The sequence below is a fragment of the Bacteroidetes bacterium SB0662_bin_6 genome (genome assembly GCA_009839485.1).
In the GTDB taxonomy this organism is placed as follows: domain Bacteria; phylum Bacteroidota; class Rhodothermia; order Rhodothermales; family VXPQ01; genus VXPQ01.
This window is the reverse complement of the sequence record VXPQ01000049.1, coordinates 1-15,694: the sequence shown is the minus strand read 5'-3', so window position 1 is coordinate 15,694 and position 15,694 is coordinate 1. Positions and strand designations below refer to the sequence as shown.

Below are 15,694 nucleotides of genomic sequence, written 5' to 3'. Positions count from 1 at the left end.
CTTGGGACGCGCATTCGAACAAAACATAGGGCCCGGGATATCCTGCAAACCCGCGCGACCAACCGCACGTTTATGTTTTGAGAGAAGACGCGTCCCAAGGTCCTCGCCCATGCGGATTTAATCAGAGCTTCCTAAACTACTTCAGGCCATGCGCTCCCGCCGCGCGTCGTTACGCACAGCGGGAGCGGCACAGCCCCAGGCCGGACCGTCAAACCGCCGGCGCGGTGTCCTCCGTATCCACCTTGTCGTGGAACAGCAGGAAGAAGAAGGCCGAAAACACGAGCATCGCGGCGGAGAAGATGCCCCAGAACGAGCGCCATTGTTCCGCGGAGGCAATTACATCGCTGGCGGAAACCGCTTGCACGACGAACCCCGAAATCTGCGCCCCGAGGAACATGCCGAGGCCGAAGGTCAATAGCACGAGCAGCCCCTGTATCTGGCCGCGTATGGCGGGAGGCGTCTTCTTGTCTACGTAGATCTGCCCGGTGACGAAGAAGAAATCGTAGCACAGTCCGTGAATCAGGATGCCGAACAGAATCATCCAGTAGACGCCGTCGACCGCCGCTCCGGCAAATAGTCCGAAACGCACGAACCAGGCCGCAATACCGATAAACAGCATCCACTTCACGCCCAACCGCCGGAAGAAGAACGGGATCGCCAGCATAAAGAATATCTCGGACATCTGGCCGTACGTCATCGTGCCCGCCACCCTCTCGATACCCGCATCCGCCAGATACACGGGAGCGTAGGGGAAATACGTCCCGAACCCGATGTACGCCAGTGTGGCGGAAACAAGAAACACGATGAGCGGCTTCGAACGAACCTGCTTCAGGGCGTCCAGCCCGGAAATCTGCCGCCAGGACGTGCGCTCGCCCCGCGACGGCGGAGGCGTCTTCGGCAGAGTGAAGCAATAGAAGCCAAGGAAAAGCGACGCAATACCCCCCAGATACATGGGCGTGGCGGATTCATCCGCGCTAAGCACCCAACTGATGACAAGGCCGGTAACGATCCACCCGATGGTTCCGAAGACGCGAATGACCGGAAATTCCTTTTCCTGGTTTTCGATGTGGTGGAACGCCAGCGAAGAGGTCAGACTGAGCGTCGGGAAATAGCACAGCGCGTGTACGGCGAGCAGGGTCAAAAAGAGCGGCGTGCCCGCAAAAGTCGGCATAGCGACCATGGCGGCTCCGGCCAGCAGGAACAACGCGGCCAGCACCTTCTCCGTGTTGAAGAACCGGTCCGCCACCATGCCTACGAAGAAAGGCGCCGCGATACAGGCAAGGGGACCGAACGAAAACGCCAGCGGGATAGCGCCCCCCATATTGACCTCAGGGGAATTCATGTAGTTACTGAGCGTGGTGGCCCACGAGCCCCAGATGAAAAACTGCACAAACATCATCAGGGCAAGGCGAAGGGTACGAAATACATTCATGGAGCCGTCAGGTTGAATTCATGGATGTTGCCCGGCGCATTTTCCGGTGTACGACCAGCCAGAACGCCGCGGGCAAAAGAGCGCTCAGCAGAAAGGTCAGGGCGGGACGCTCCACACCCAGATGACCGACAATGGCAAAAGTAAAGGCAGGCGGCACAACTCCGCAAGCGAGGGCGCCCGTAAACAGGCGCCGCGGCATGGATACGATCCCAGCCATACAGGAAACCGCCTCGGGAATGATCGGAAGCCAGCGCGAAAGCACGATGATCCACGCGCCCCATCGCTCGAACAGCGCCTCTCCCCGGACAAGTTCGGTGTCGCTCACCAAATGACGCGCGGCCGGGCGGCCCCACTTCGCGCAGACCAGGAAAGCGACCATGCCCCCCAGAAAAGACCCCCCGGCGCCGATCAGGCCGCCGACCACCGGCCCGTACAGCATGCCCAGCGCGGTCATGACCAGCGTGGCGGGAATGGGCAGCAGAATGTCGGAGGCCAGCAACAGCACGGCGGCCGCTATGCCCCATGCTCCGAAACCGCGCAGCCAGGAAATCGTGCCGTCGATGGTAAACATTTCCTCCACGCCGCGCCCCCACAGCAAAAAGGGCACCAGCAACAGGATAACCAGACCGATCGCAAGTTTGACAAGCCGCATACTCAACGCTCACTGCAATTCGATCAGAAACCGCCCCTGTATCATAAAATGCTCCCCATACGGGATATTATCGAAATCGCCGAGCGCCGTCGCATCGAACGAAAACGTTCCCTGCACAATGCCGGGGCTTGCGAAGCGGTCTATCCGCACGTTGTCGTCCCTGTGTCCGGAGGAAGCCGCAAGCCGCTGCGTCCGCTCCCGATTGTCTATCAGACCATAGGAGCCCACGAATTGCCCCAGCGAGTACGTCCCTGTTTTTCCGAAATTCGCTATGGAAAACTGGATGAACCGGAACGAACTGTCGGGATAGGCGAACTGCCCCCAGAACTGGAATACATGCTCCTCCTCCATACGGCCCGCACCCACGCCCTCCACGCGGACATCGGCAATGGTCACCTCGAAAAACGGCACATCTTCCTCTTCGATTGAAACCAGACGGCATCCTCCGCAGGCAAACGCCAGAACGCACACCACACAATACCAGCTGGAACGACTGCTCATGAGCCAGAAAGAAGGAAGGAAATATCAAACGAACACGACGGTCTTGTTTTCATGTACGATCAAACGGTCTTCAAGATGCCAGCGGACGGCGCGCGCAAGCACGCTCCGCTCGACATCCCGGCCAAGGCGTCTCATATCTTCCGGATCCTGCCGGTGGTTTACGCGCACCACGTCCTGGTCGATAATGGCCCCTCTGTCCAGTTCCTCGGTGACGTAGTGAGCCGTCGCCCCGATGAGTTTGACGCCGCGGTCGGAGGCCTGCCGGTACGGATCCGCACCGGCGAAGGAGGGCAGAAAAGAATGGTGAATGTTGATGATCCGATTGACATACCGGTCAACGAACGATCCGGACAATATCTGCATGTAACGGGCCAGCACGATCACATCGATGCCGTCGCCCATGATCTCCAGCATGTGCGCTTCCCCGATGTGTTTTTTGCCCTTCACCATCGGCACATGATAATAGGGAATGCCGAAACGGGCCACCTCGTGCTCCAGGTCGGGATGATTGCTGATCACCATCGGCACTACGGCATACAAATCTCCCCTGTGCAGCCGCCAGAGCAAGTCCATCAGGACATGGTCGTGCTTCGACACGAAGATGGCCATTCTCTGCGCATCGGTGGCGTAACTCAATCGCCACTGCATGTCGAACTTTGCAGCAACCTCATTGCCGAACGCTTCCTCCAGCGACGAGCGCGACACATCGAGGTGCGGCGTCTGAAATTCGATCCGCATGAACAGGACGCCGCCCTCCTTTTCAGTGGCATGCTGGTCAAGCGCCGTACAATTCGCGCCGTGACTATGCAGAAAACCGGTAACAGCCGCGATGATGCCGGGACGATCCGGACAGCTGATAAGAAGTCGGGCCGTGGTTTCGCGGGGGGACGTCATGTCAGAGAAGTGTGGATGCTATGTATCTCGCCCGCGCGAAAGCGAAGTGCTGAGCGAAGTGATTTTGATCAGAGTATCCTTAAATAAACGCGAACGGGACAAGAAAAGGAAAATCGACGGAAAAGGCGAAATAATCGGCAGGAGTTTTACAGCGGTTTACCCCAGCCACGCTGCAAGCCGGCGGCCATATTCCTTGAGATCGTCGAGCAACGCAATCCTGTCGGGCGCATCCGCATGCTCTCTGCGCAGTTCGTCGATGCATGCATAGTACTTGTCCAGCTCGGTGCGGCCGTCTTCGCCGGGCGTCAGATGACGGGCCCGGCAATGTGCACGCCAGCGATCCTGCTCCGTAGCCTCGAGATCATCAAAGAAATTCCGGGCGCGGTACCGGAATACGAGTTCATTGAGACGCCGATCCGTAAAATGGATGTCGCCGGCAGTGGCAAGGGTCCGGTCTTCGTCCAGCAAACGCCTCAGGGCAGACCGGTCCGCATCCGGGGTGAGTCCCGCGTACAGGGCTTCGTCCACATCCGGCGCTTCCCGGGGACGGTCCGGGGCTTCTTCCGGAGGCCGCACATACGCCGCCCGCACCCGTTGCCCCAGCAACGCATCGTCCCGGAGCAAACGCTCATGTTTCTCCAGGGTGGCCGCATCCAGACCCAGCCGATCCATCACCTCGTCCGTAAGAACGCTGAACGGAGCCACGAACGGACACTTGTTCATCCTCACGACAAAGATCGGCGAACGGCTGCCGGGGGTGAATATCCGCTCGTGCAGCGCATCGACGGAAAGTCCGATGAATTCGGACGGATCCTGTGACATATCGAACACGATCACGGCGTTCGGATTCTCCGACTTATTCGCGAGGCGAAAGACCGGCGCAGCGCATCCCCTGCCCTGAAACAGCGACGCCACCCACACGAAGGGGTCCTGCATGACGGCGGCGGCCTCCTTTTTGTGCCGCATGCGCAGGGACCATTCGAACAACTTCGGCTGCCGGTCGCGAACGAGCCGGGCCATATCGATGGTCGTCATCACGTCGGCAAGCGCCTCGTGGGCCTCCCCGTGCCCGCCGACCCCATTCTCCGCCGCAAGGTGCTGAAGACGAAACGACGGCTTCCCATCCTCCCGCATCGGCCACGCAATCCCTTCCGGGCGCAGCGCATACGCGGCGCGGAAGAGATCGATGATATCCCAGCGCGTATTGCCGTTGCGCCAGTGCCATGCATACGGATCAAGCAGATTCCGGTAGAACAGAAAGCGGGTATGCTCGTGGTCGAACCGGATCGCATTGTACCCCACCGAACAGGTGCCGGGCCGCGCAAGCTCCTGGTGAATCCGGTGGGCGAACTCCGCTTCGGAAAGGCCATGCTCTTCGAGGTACGACGGTGCGAGGCCATGCACCAGAGACGCTTCCGGCTGCGGCAATTGATCCGGGGCGGGACGGCAATAGCACATAACCGGATCGCCTATGACCTGCAGGTCCGCATCGGTCCGCACGCCCGCGAATTGCACCGGACGATGCTTCCTCGGCCGGTCGCCGGATGTTTCGTAGTCGTACCAGAGAAACTCCATTTTCTCAGGAGAAATCGCATCTATGCAGATATTGCATAGATGCGGGTTGTTCTATGCGATATATGCATATTGCTTCGGCTTTATTCGTTTTCGCCCCTACTACTGTGTGCAGAGAACAGCAAAGAAGCAAATCGATCCACTCTCAAGTGCAGCACAAATGTCCACATAGGAGTCATGTTTGCCAGATATTGCCGGCCTTTACGAACAATCAAACCCTCCTGCGCCAGCCAGTTCAAATCCCGTGTCAGGGTCTTGTCCGTCTTATCCGCATAATACCGTGCTATGGACGGGCTCAGATCGGTAAGTTCGGCTTTGGAAATAAATTCCTTTTTGCGACCGAGCTCCAACACCAGTTCCCGGCGACGTTGCATGGCACTGGAACGCTTCTGCTTCGCAAATACGCCATAGATAAAGTGCTCCCATACTATCGCAAGTTGATGCCCCTGAATTTTTTCGCACTGCTCCTGTAATCCATCTACGAACCCTTGCAAGGCATATTGCAGAAATCCGAAAGCATCTCCTTTGCCATCATGGATCTGACTTGACCGGTCCAATTCCCGATAGTATTGGGTCCGGGTCATATTGTAATGGTCGCTGAGCAGGTGCGCCGAAGGAAACGGAACGCCCGCTCGAGCCTGCACCATAAATTCCAGAAGCCGCGCCGTACGCCCGTTGCCATCGCCAAAGGGATGAATCCAGGCGATGTACAAGTGCACAAGAACGGCATGCAGAATGCCCGCCGCGACACTGCGATCATCGTCATCCGCAAAAAACGGAATCTCGGTTTTTTCCTCCAGCCATTCGCAAAGACGTTCCAGAAGATAATCGCAATCTTCCGGGGGCGCAGCCCTGTAACTGCCTACGCCTACCGAATGGGTGCGAATCTTGCCGGGAACCACACCTTCGGCAAGATGCTTCCCAAGCCCTTCAAGAACCCACCCGTTGTATTCCCGAATCAGATCCACACTCAATCGAGGCGGATTATCCGCATCCATGGCCGACTCGATAATCCCGCAGGCACGCAAGATATTCGCTACTTCCTGTTGCAGATATTCCTGCGATGGAGGAAGATCGAGTTTCCCTTCGATCTGGGCCTGCACCTGTTCCTCTGTCAGGGTATTCCCTTCGATAGCCGTCGTAGCCCGAACCCCCTTACTGAGGTACAGCGTCTTGAACGTTTTGGCGATATCAGGGGGCAGAGCCGCTTGCGACACTTGTCTGCAAAACGTCACCGCCTGTCCAAGCAATGTCCACAGATTGGGATGCGCTTGGTTCAAATCCAGCCGGAACGTGATCCAGGGATGCGTCTCCTCGTATTTCCGCCGGGTGGTCATAGTATGAGATCTTTTCTATGACGTATTGTCCAGGAAATCGGGAAGTGTAAGAGGAATGGAAACACCTTGGGTGTTGGACTAAAAACAGAGATATCACTCGTTCGAAGAGTTACCCGTACAGGATCAATATAAACGCATTACGATTTAATTACAAGATTTATTATATCTGAAATGTCCCTTTTTTTGTCCTAAATAATGTCCCAAAAAGTGTCCTGTTTTCTGTCCGCTTCGCATCATGCTTCGTCCAACCCGGTCAACCATTTCGTTTTGCGAGAAAACGATCCAAAGCGCCTGGCCGGCGCTCGACGGCGCAGAGCGGCTGCCTCGGCTCATCCGAACGAACCAGAATGCCACTCTGTTCGAGTTCGTCCAATCGCTCATCCAGCATTACGGGAGAGGTTTGCAGGGGACGGATTTCGGCCACAGGTTCTCCCCGGTAAGAGATCGTAATAGTCTTCCCCGCCCGCACCTGCCGCAGCACTTCGGAAAAGCGGGCCTTGGCTTCGTATGCGGAATAGATAATCGGCATGGCTATCCATCTAACCGGTCAGGCCGGTTACGAAAGAAATAAAAGCCCTGTGGGGAAAATGCAAGCACCCTTCTCTGGACTCCCTACTCCTCCGCCTCCTTCACCACCTCGTCCTGCACGTGACGGGGCATCGCCTCGTAATGGCTGAACGTGGCATGGTGAATCCCGCGCCCCTGCGTCATGGACCGGAGCGATGTAGAATAGCGGTACAACTCCGCTTCCGGCACCTGCACGATAATCTTCTGAAACACGCCTTCCGCCTCGATGCCCTGTATGCGGCCCCGCCGGGTGTTCATATCTCCCATCACCTCCCCGACGAAGCTTTCGGGCACGGTAATGGTCACATCGTAGATCGGTTCGAGAATGACCGGCGAAGCCGACCGGAACGCCTCACGGAAACACATCCGCCCCGCCGTCTTGAAGGCCGCATCGTTGGAATCGACCGGGTGCATTCCGCCGTCGAATACGACGACCCGGCAATGTCCCACCGGATAGCGGGCAATCGGACCATCCTGCGTGGCCTCAAGGACCCCCTTCTGGATGGCGCCGAAGAACCGCCGCATGTCGATGACGCCCCCGACGATGCCATCTATAAAGTGAATTTTAGATCCCCAATCCGTTTCGACTTCGGCTTCGCCGCGCACGGAAATGTCCGACGGCGGATTGAAATCCCCCTCGAGCGGCTCGACCATGATGGAAATGTCCGCAAACTGTCCGGCGCCGCCGGTCTGTTTCTTGTGCCGGTAGCTCGACCGGGCCTGCTTCGTGATCGTTTCGCGGTACGCCACGCGGGGTTTGGAAAAGACAATGCCCACGCCGAAGCGGTTCGCCAGACGGTATTTCGCTACCTGCAAATGCATCTCTCCCTGTCCCCCCAGCGTCATCTGCCGCAGGTGCGGATCGTGCACCACGACCAGAGACGGGTCTTCTTCGCGAAGCTGGTGGATACCCTGAGCGAGACGATCTTCCTCGCCCTCGTTCTCGGGGTTGATCGCAGCCCGGTACCGGGGTTCGGGAAAAGCGATCGGCTCGATGACCACCTTCGACCCCTTGGACCGCAACGTATTGTTCGTGTGCGAATTCTTGAGTTTCACGAGCGCCCCGAGGTCCCCGGCAACCATCTTCTGCATCGGATCCCGTTCGCGACCGTTGATAGCGAACAATTGCCCGAGCCGCTCGGTCGTTCCTGTCTGTGCATTCTCGAGGTCCATGCCCTGGGAAAACGTGCCCGAATACACGCGCAGGAACGAATAATCGCCCACATGCTGTTCGGCCATGGTCTTGTAGATGAGCGCCGAGGGCGCCCCGGACGGATCGGCCTGCACGGCTTCGCCGGCATCGCTTTGCGCGGGCGAAGGCAACACATTATCGATAAAGCTCATCAGACGGGAAACGCCCACCGCTCCGGTTGCGGACGTTACAAAAATGGGGAAGAGTTGCCGGTGCAGTATAGCCTGGCGCAAACCTGCCCGCATCTCATCCTCGCTGAGCTCGCCCTTTTCGAAATAAAGGTCCATCAGCGCCTCATCGTTTTCCGCAATATCCTCGATGAGCGTCGTATGCAGTTCCTCGGCTTCGTCACGAAATGCCTCATCGATGTCGCTGACGACAGGCTCTGTTTTTCCTTCCGGATACGTAAGCTGCTTCATGAGCAGCACATCGATGATCGCCCGCGTACCGCCCCCCACAGGGAGTTGCACCATGGTCGCGCCGTTCCCGAAGCGCTCCTTCATTTGCGTAACGAGCATCCGGAAATCCGCATCCCCCTTGTCCAGGTGATTGATCACGAACATGGACGGCTTGCCGATCTCCTCCGCATAATTCCAGGCCAGTTCCGTCCCCACCTGCACACCCTCGACGGCATTCATCACGAAGACGGCGGTATCGGCCACCTTCAACGAGGAAATGACCTCGCCCACGAAATCGGGATAGCCGGGCGTATCGATGACATTGATCTTGTGCCCTTCCCATTCGGCATGCAGAAGCGAGGCGAAAATCGACATTTGCCGCTCGTGCTCGCTGGGATGAAAATCGGAAACCGTGCTGTGGGCTTCTATCCCGCCCATGCGCCGCAGGGCGCCGCTTGCAAGCAGCATGGCCTCGGCCAGCATCGTTTTGCCGCTGCCCTGGTGGCCAACCAGCGCCACATTACGAATATGATCGGCATCGTATACGTTCATAAGTGTTTTTGTAAACGTCTCCGGAAAACAAAAAAACCGCCGCATCCCCGCCACACCCGCAAGGGAGCTCAGGGTCAGGCCGGAGACGACGCCACAGGACCAGCGGCGCCCGCCTCAGAACCCATACGGCGCACATTCGTCTAAAATACGTTTGTATACGTTATGATCCACACCGTATTCCATTGAATATTCTTGCCCTCGAAACGGCTACCAATGCGTGCAGCGTCGCCGTATGGCGCAGCGGAAAGATTGCGGCCCAACTGACCCTGCGGCGCGCTCGCGCACATGACGCCCGGCTGGTTCCGATGATCGGCGACGCCCTGCGGTATGCCGGGATTGCGGCCGCGGATCTGGCAGCCGTGGCCGTGTCGAGCGGCCCCGGATCGTACACCGGCTTGCGGATCGGCACGGCCACCGCAAAAGGGCTGGCCGAGGCGACGGGCGCACAACTCGTATCCGTGCCGGGGCCGGAAGCATGGGCGCACCTTGCGCTTCCGCTGGCGGCGCCGGACGACTGCATTGTCGCTGCGTTCGACGCCCGGCGGAACGAGGCGTACGCGGCGGCTTTCCGGGTCACTTCCGGCAGTACGCTTGAAGTGCTGCGCGAGACCTCAGTGATCCAGGTCGAGGAAGCCGCCGAATGCCTGGGCAACACAGGCAAGGGTCGTCTGTATATCGTGGGGGATGGGCAAACGAAATTGTATGCGCAGCTCGCGCAGCAATACGGATCGAACGGGCACGCCACGGAGATGCTCGCCCCGGACGACGAGTGCATCGCCCCTCCCGCCGTAGCCGTGGCGCGCCTCAGCGCTGCAAGACTGGAACGGGGCGAAGTCGAGGACATCGCTTCCTTCGAACCGCATTATCTGAAGGAATTCGCGGCCGCAGTCCCTCAAAAAACAGCGTTCCAGAAGTTGGCCATCTGATATGACGTGGTTCAAGCGACAGAAGGCGGGCATCCTGACCGAACTGGCGGAAAAGAACGAGATCCCCGATGGGCAGTGGGCGAAATGCCCCAAATCCGGCGAGATCGTCAACCGGCGCGAGATCGAGGACAACGCCATGGTCGTCCCCGCCTCCGGCTATCACTTTTTCATGGAGAGCCTCGGGTATTTTCGCCTCATCTACGACGACGGGGAGTTCGATCTGTTCGATGAAAATCTGCACTCGACGGACCCGCTCGAATTCACCGACCGCAAGCGGTATGCGGACCGCCTTGGCGCCGCCAAACAAAAAACCGGTCAGAACGATGCGGCGCGCGCTGCGCTGGGCAAGGTCGGCGGACACCTCCTCTCTACGGCAGCTATGGATTTCGCGTTCATCGGCGGATCGATGGGGTCCGTAGTGGGCGAAGTCGTTGCGCGGGCCATCAAGCGGGCCGAAGAAAACCAGGCGGGCCTGCTCATTATTTCCCAAAGCGGCGGAGCGCGCATGATGGAAGGCGCCCTCAGCCTCATGCAAATGGCGAAAACGAGCGCCCTGCTAAGCAGACTGGATGCGGCGGGCCTTCCCTTCATCTCCCTTATGACCAACCCCACGACCGGAGGCGTTACCGCTTCGTTCGCCATGCTGGGGGATTTCAATCTTGCCGAGCCGGGCGCCCTGATCGGCTTTGCGGGGCCGCGGGTGATCCGGGAAACGATCGGGGCGGACCTGCCGGACGGCTTCCAGAGCTCCGAATTTCTGCAGGAGCACGGCTTCGTGGATTTCGTGGTGGACCGGCGCCACCTGCGCGAACAGCTCATCCGGCTGCTGGACCACACGATGCAGGGGAAAAGCTGACGAACCGGACGGGTATTTTCTGTCCGTCCGCCGGCGAACCCGGCCCCGCGTAACCTGTTCGAACGGAGGCGGCGCAACAGACTCCGGCGCATTTGGCCCCCGATCTCGTGCAACGTAGGCGAATAGCGCTCCTGCGCACCCGCCCACCCTATTCCTGCACGTCGTAGATCTTCACGTCTTCCCAGAGGTGGCTGCACTCGTTGCGGAAGCGATCGTGTACGGGGTCGTCCTGGTAGAAATCATGCCCCGCCTTGTCGTCGAAAGCGACCACGAGGCCGCAGGAATAATCGCGGAGTACGACCGGACGGTGGGTATCGGCAGGGGCTCCGACGAACCCGTGGCGGACCGTTTCGATGTCAAGCAGGGACCGGACTCCCTCATCGAATTCCTGGCGGTCTTCGGCGGTCAAATCGTCCCGAAGCCGGAAAAACACGCAATGAATAAACATGGCAGGCTGGTAAGGATGCTGTGATTAATTCCGCAACGTAGGCTGTACGATATCGCCCCGGCGAACGGTTCCGGGGTGCAGCGGAATAAGATTCTGGCCGAAGTACACTTTCCCGTCCTCGCCGCGGCGAAACGTCTCCAGAGTCCGCAGCGGTTCCTTGCCGGGTACCCCCGTCTCCTGATCGACCGTCGTCACGACGCAGCGGGCGCACGGCTTGGCCACAAGAAAATGCATCTCCCCTATGCGCACGCGATCCCAGGTATCCTCGGCGAATGCTTCGACCCCCGACACGACCAGATTCGGCCGGAAACGATGCATGGGCACCGGCTCGTCCAGCCGCGCATTGAGCGCTTCCAGAGAAGCTTCGGAAATGAGCAAGGCCGGAAAAGAATCCGCAAAACTCACGACGTCCCCGGGCTTGCCGTACCCGGTTTCGACCGGTCGGCTGGCCGGATCGTCCAGATATACAAGACGGCATTCGGTTCCGAGAAACCGGCTGAACCATTCGTGCGCCTCGGCGTCCGCCTCGGCGGCGAGAATAATATCTCCCCAGACTTCCACGGATGCGCGCGCCGCCCCGTTCGGCTGCGCCACAAACAAATCCTGCTGCCCCGGCGCCTGCACCTGCAAGCCTTTCGAGGACACTGCCGCACGGATCAGCGACAGCCTGGGCGCAGTACGCTGCGACATGAATTTCCCGTCCGGATCGGCAACCATCCACCGGCGGTCCTTACTAAGGCCCTGCGGCTCGACCGCCGACGCTTCCAACGCTACCCGGCGCGTCGATTTGACAGGATAAATGTAAATGGCGGCAAGGCGACCTGTTTCCGATGTCTCCTCCGATGTTTCCGTCCCTGGCATATCCATGCGGCGTGAATTCACAGTCATTCCAAAATTTAGGATACCCTGATCAAAACCACTTCGCTCAGCGCTTCGTGTTCGTGTGTAAAAGATATTATAATTGCATCGTTGAAATTAGCGAAAACGCTGCGGATTCGGGGCATCTCGGACGTGAAGCGCCCTTCGGGAGGCTGCGCGGAGAATCGTGCGAAAGAAAGTGGCGCAGTCTCGATCCGGTGGCCTATCTTTCCCGCGCACCGCGCCGGAAAATCCGATGCGGCCTACCCATCGCCCTCTTTCCACAAGATCATGAAACGCAGGCAATTTCTGAAAACCGGCGCCATGCTCGCCGCAGCCTCCGCACTCCCCGGCATGGCCATGACTTCCTGGCGCCGCAATGCCCCCCGTGTAGGTCTCATCGGATGCGGCTGGTACGGCAAAACGGATCTGCTCCGGCTGATCCAGGTGGCCCCCGTGGAAGTTACGTCGCTATGCGATGTGGACCGGAACATGCTGAACGGCGCGGTGGAAATCGTCGCCGGACGGCAGGCTTCCGGCAACCGCCCGCGCGCGTTCACCGACTACCGGGAGATGATTCAGGCGGGCGATCTCGATCTCGTGCTGATCGACACGCCGGATCACTGGCACGCGCTGCCCATGATCGACGCCTGCCGCGCCGGGCTGGACGTGTGGGTGCAAAAGCCTGTCGGCGTGGACGTGGTGGAAGGCCAGGCGATGGTCGCCGCCGCCCGCAAGTACGGGCGCGTGGTCCAGGTGGGAATGCAGCGGCGCAGCACGCCCCACCTCATAGAAGCCCGCGATCGGTATGTGCGCTCGGGACGGCTTGGCAGGATCCGGCTTGCGGAAACGTACTGCTATTACCATATGCGCACGCGCCGGAATCCCCCGGCGATCACGCCCCCGGACGAACTGGATTATGAAATGTGGGCAGGCCCGGCGCCCAAAATACCGTTCAACGAAATCGTCCACCCGCGCGGATGGCGTAATTTCATGGAATACAGCAACGGCATCATCGGCGACATGTGCGTGCACATGCTGGACACGGTGCGCTGGATGCTCGACCTCGGGTGGCCGAAACGGATCACATCCACCGGGGGGATTCTGGTGGATACCGACAGCATCGCCACCACGCCGGACACCCAGACGGCCACCTTCGAGTACGACGAACTGCCGATCCTGTGGCAGCACAGAGCCTGGGGACACGCCGCCGATCCGGACTATCCCTGGGGGGCCACCCTGTACGGCGAACACGGCACCCTCAAGATGAGCGTACATTCGTACGACTTCATTCCGCGCGGGGACGAAGAACAGGGACGCGGCGAGGCCCTGTACGAGTACGACCGCTACCCGGAGGACCGCACGGAGCAGGACCTCGAACGGCATGTGGCTTCGGCGATCCGGGGGCACATGGTCGACTTTCTGGATGCGATCGAACAACGGTCCCGGCCGGTAGCGGATATCGAGGAAGGTCACATCTCGGCAGCCTCCTGCATTCTTGCGAACATTTCCATGGCCCTGGGCCGGACCCTCGAATGGGACGCCGACGCAGGCCGGGTCACGGGCGACGAGGAAGCCAACGCCCTGCTGGCCCGGCCCTACCGCGCCCCGTGGGTGCACCCGGATCCGGAGAAGGTGTAACGCACCTGTACGCAATTCCTTATCCACACGGCACGCAACCCGTTATGACCGAACCTGCATGGGACCTGCCCAAAGACCTCGACGCCGCATCGTGGGAGCATATGGCGGATATCGTTCCGCGCCATTACGTGTGTCATTTTGTCGAGGATGCTCCTCGGATAGACGGTAAACTGGACAAAACACTCTGGCAGGAAGCTCCCTGGAGCGAGCCCTTCACGGACATCGAGGGAGATCGCAGACCAGCGCCGCGACAGGAAACGCGCATGGCGATGCGCTGGGACCACACCTGCCTGTACATCGCTGCGCGCCTCGAAGAAACCCATGTGTGGGGATCGCTCACCGAGCCGAACAGCGTGATCTTCCAGGACAACGATTTCGAGGTGTTCATCGACCCGGACGGCGACCACCACCAGTACTGGGAAATGGAGGTCAATGCGCTGAACACCCTCTGGCAACTGGCGCTGGAAAAACCCTACCGCGACGGAGGGCCTCCCGTGTCTCCGGCGCCCATTGCGGGGCTGCGCTCGGCGGTATATGTAGAGGGCACCCTCAATGCCCCGCACGACACGGATACGTACTGGTCCGTGGAGATCGCCATCCCGTGGCGTGGCCTGGCGCCTTACGCTCCGCAGGGGGGCGTGCCACCCAAAGAAGGCGCGCAGTGGCGTATGAACTTCTCCCGGGTCCAGTGGCAGCACGAAATCCACGCAGGCGCGTACCGCAAAAAACCCGACACGCCGGAGGACAACTGGGTCTGGTCCCCGCAGGGCGTGGTGGACATGCACCGTCCCGAGCGCTGGGGCTTCGTGCAGTTCACGCGGGCCCGGCCCGGAGAAACCGCGTTCCGCCCGGATCCGACCTTCCCGGCGCGCGAGGCGCTCATGGCCGTGTACTATGCGCAGCGGGCCTTTTTCAAGACACACGGACGCTGGGCAAAATCCCTGAAGGAACTGCCGGGCGCTCTGACGGAAAACATCCGCCTGACCTCCGGCCGCAAAGGCTGGGTCGCGGAAATGCCCGCCGAAACGGCTGACGGGCGCCCGTGCACGGTGCGGGTGGACGAGGTGTCGCGGATGACGGTGGAGAAGGAGTAACTCAAGCCGAAGAAACCCTAATCCGACCCTGTTCACCATTGTATATAATTCCCCAGGTTTTCCGTATAATTCCCCCTCTTTTTATATGGAAGCGTATTGTTATGATAAGACACCTTTCCTGCTTCGCAGGCGCCAGAATGCGCCGAGTAGCGACAGGAGGGCTTGCACTCGCCGCCTTGCTTCTGTGCCCCGTTGCCCGGCCCGGTAGCCTTGCGCATGCCCAAATGCTCGTGGGTAATCTCGACGAGTACGACAAAGCGTACGGTAGTCTTTTTTTTCATGATTATGCCCAGGCATTTACGACGGGCGACCACGCCAACGGGTATACCCTGACCAGCGTTGCAATCGACTTATTCGTTATAAGCGCCCCGCCCTTCCGGTACAGCGTTAGCCTCTGGACGGACAACGGTGCTGGCGAACCCGGAAGCATGGTGGGTTCCCTATCGCCGCCGGCACAGTTATACGAGCTTGGCCACGATGCATTCGCGGCGGACAATATCGACCTCGAGGCGAATACGACCTACTTTGTTGTGGTGGATGGTTCTGAAGACTACAGAGCCGCATTGAAACTAAAATCATCGAACGCGGAAAACCCTGGCGCCGCATCGGGATGGAGCATTGGCGACGAAAGCCTTTACAGGGGGCAATCTCTTGATTCCGGAGGCTGGCAGATTCGGGACGATCCCATGCAAATCCGGATCAATGGCTCTGCAAGGTCGACCCCTATCCCGCCTGCCCCCACTACCCCTAGGGTCGTATGGCCCTCGCCGCGGC

Annotated in this window: 15 protein-coding genes; 5 read left to right on the top strand and 10 right to left on the bottom strand. The window is 59.5% G+C overall.

All coding sequences use genetic code 11. From position 1 onward, the window contains the following. Nucleotides 1-208: 208 nt before the first annotated feature. The 8 genes from F4Y00_10125 to F4Y00_10090 form a co-directional block, all read right to left on the bottom strand. Nucleotides 209-1,432: a nucleoside permease gene (locus F4Y00_10125; protein ID MYE05313.1), complete on the bottom strand. Its 1,224-nt coding sequence runs from the start codon at nt 1,430-1,432 to the stop codon at nt 209-211. A 7-nt stretch (nt 1,433-1,439) separates the two neighbouring features. Next, nucleotides 1,440-2,084: a VTT domain-containing protein gene (locus tag F4Y00_10120; GenBank protein ID MYE05312.1), complete on the bottom strand. Its 645-nt coding sequence runs from the start codon at nt 2,082-2,084 to the stop codon at nt 1,440-1,442. Nucleotides 2,085-2,093: 9 nt separating this feature from the next. Continuing rightward, nucleotides 2,094-2,585 carry a hypothetical protein gene (locus F4Y00_10115; GenBank protein ID MYE05311.1) on the bottom strand — a complete coding sequence of 164 codons (492 nt, stop codon included), beginning with the start codon at nt 2,583-2,585 and terminating at the stop codon, nt 2,094-2,096. Nucleotides 2,586-2,609: 24 nt separating this feature from the next. Next, complete coding sequence (gene purU / locus F4Y00_10110; GenBank protein MYE05310.1) at nt 2,610-3,479, bottom strand: formyltetrahydrofolate deformylase; 870 nt, start codon at nt 3,477-3,479, stop codon at nt 2,610-2,612. Between the two features lie 156 nt (nt 3,480-3,635). Further along, nucleotides 3,636-5,054 (bottom strand): exodeoxyribonuclease I, encoded by a 1,419-nt coding sequence (sbcB, locus tag F4Y00_10105; GenBank protein ID MYE05309.1) that lies wholly within the window; start codon nt 5,052-5,054, stop codon nt 3,636-3,638. Nucleotides 5,055-5,134: 80 nt separating this feature from the next. Next, on the bottom strand, nt 5,135-6,388 hold the full coding sequence (locus tag F4Y00_10100) for a Fic family protein (GenBank protein ID MYE05308.1): 1,254 nt from the start codon (nt 6,386-6,388) through the stop codon (nt 5,135-5,137). A 253-nt stretch (nt 6,389-6,641) separates the two neighbouring features. After that, on the bottom strand, nt 6,642-6,917 hold the full coding sequence (locus tag F4Y00_10095; protein ID MYE05307.1) for a type II toxin-antitoxin system prevent-host-death family antitoxin: 276 nt from the start codon (nt 6,915-6,917) through the stop codon (nt 6,642-6,644). Nucleotides 6,918-7,000: 83 nt separating this feature from the next. Continuing rightward, nucleotides 7,001-9,097 (bottom strand): elongation factor G, encoded by a 2,097-nt coding sequence (locus F4Y00_10090; protein ID MYE05306.1) that lies wholly within the window; start codon nt 9,095-9,097, stop codon nt 7,001-7,003. Between the two features lie 134 nt (nt 9,098-9,231). Here F4Y00_10090 and tsaB point away from each other — a divergent pair, with 134 nt between their 5' ends. Then, nucleotides 9,232-10,023 (top strand): tRNA (adenosine(37)-N6)-threonylcarbamoyltransferase complex dimerization subunit type 1 TsaB, encoded by a 792-nt coding sequence (tsaB, locus tag F4Y00_10085; GenBank protein MYE05305.1) that lies wholly within the window; start codon nt 9,232-9,234, stop codon nt 10,021-10,023. A gap of 1 nt (nt 10,024) precedes the next feature. Beyond that, the gene (locus F4Y00_10080; protein ID MYE05304.1) at nt 10,025-10,879 is read left to right on the top strand and encodes an acetyl-CoA carboxylase carboxyltransferase subunit beta; all 855 of its coding nucleotides are present in this window, start codon (nt 10,025-10,027) and stop codon (nt 10,877-10,879) included. Nucleotides 10,880-11,027: 148 nt separating this feature from the next. On the opposite strand, the gene F4Y00_10075 is transcribed toward F4Y00_10080, so the two are convergent. Next, entirely contained in the window at nt 11,028-11,327 is a 300-nt protein-coding gene (locus F4Y00_10075) for a Dabb family protein (protein MYE05303.1), read from the bottom strand. Nucleotides 11,328-11,351: 24 nt separating this feature from the next. After that, nucleotides 11,352-12,188: an MOSC domain-containing protein gene (locus F4Y00_10070; GenBank protein ID MYE05302.1), complete on the bottom strand. Its 837-nt coding sequence runs from the start codon at nt 12,186-12,188 to the stop codon at nt 11,352-11,354. A gap of 288 nt (nt 12,189-12,476) precedes the next feature. Here F4Y00_10070 and F4Y00_10065 point away from each other — a divergent pair, with 288 nt between their 5' ends. From F4Y00_10065 to F4Y00_10055, 3 genes are all read left to right on the top strand, one after another. Further along, a complete protein-coding gene (locus F4Y00_10065; GenBank protein MYE05301.1) occupies nt 12,477-13,826 on the top strand; it encodes a gfo/Idh/MocA family oxidoreductase in 1,350 nt (449 codons plus the stop codon). Nucleotides 13,827-13,870: 44 nt separating this feature from the next. Next, entirely contained in the window at nt 13,871-14,920 is a 1,050-nt protein-coding gene (locus F4Y00_10060) for a hypothetical protein (GenBank protein ID MYE05300.1), read from the top strand. Nucleotides 14,921-15,021: 101 nt separating this feature from the next. After that, nucleotides 15,022-15,694: hypothetical protein (locus F4Y00_10055; GenBank protein MYE05299.1), on the top strand; the 673-nt coding region annotated here is incomplete at its 3' end.

Coding starts and splice junctions, on each gene's coding strand:
- F4Y00_10095 (MYE05307.1), bottom strand. CDS start 6,917: ATGCCGATTATCTATTCCGCATACGAAGCCAAGGCCCGCTTTTCCGAA.
- F4Y00_10080 (MYE05304.1), top strand. CDS start 10,025: ATGACGTGGTTCAAGCGACAGAAGGCGGGCATCCTGACCGAACTGGCG.
- F4Y00_10075 (MYE05303.1), bottom strand. CDS start 11,327: ATGTTTATTCATTGCGTGTTTTTCCGGCTTCGGGACGATTTGACCGCC.
- F4Y00_10070 (MYE05302.1), bottom strand. CDS start 12,188: ATGCCAGGGACGGAAACATCGGAGGAGACATCGGAAACAGGTCGCCTT.
- F4Y00_10090 (MYE05306.1), bottom strand. CDS start 9,097: ATGAACGTATACGATGCCGATCATATTCGTAATGTGGCGCTGGTTGGC.
- F4Y00_10065 (MYE05301.1), top strand. CDS start 12,477: ATGAAACGCAGGCAATTTCTGAAAACCGGCGCCATGCTCGCCGCAGCC.
- F4Y00_10125 (MYE05313.1), bottom strand. CDS start 1,432: ATGAATGTATTTCGTACCCTTCGCCTTGCCCTGATGATGTTTGTGCAG.
- F4Y00_10060 (MYE05300.1), top strand. CDS start 13,871: ATGACCGAACCTGCATGGGACCTGCCCAAAGACCTCGACGCCGCATCG.
- F4Y00_10120 (MYE05312.1), bottom strand. CDS start 2,084: ATGCGGCTTGTCAAACTTGCGATCGGTCTGGTTATCCTGTTGCTGGTG.
- purU (MYE05310.1), bottom strand. CDS start 3,479: ATGACGTCCCCCCGCGAAACCACGGCCCGACTTCTTATCAGCTGTCCG.
- F4Y00_10115 (MYE05311.1), bottom strand. CDS start 2,585: ATGAGCAGTCGTTCCAGCTGGTATTGTGTGGTGTGCGTTCTGGCGTTT.
- sbcB (MYE05309.1), bottom strand. CDS start 5,054: ATGGAGTTTCTCTGGTACGACTACGAAACATCCGGCGACCGGCCGAGG.
- F4Y00_10100 (MYE05308.1), bottom strand. CDS start 6,388: ATGACCACCCGGCGGAAATACGAGGAGACGCATCCCTGGATCACGTTC.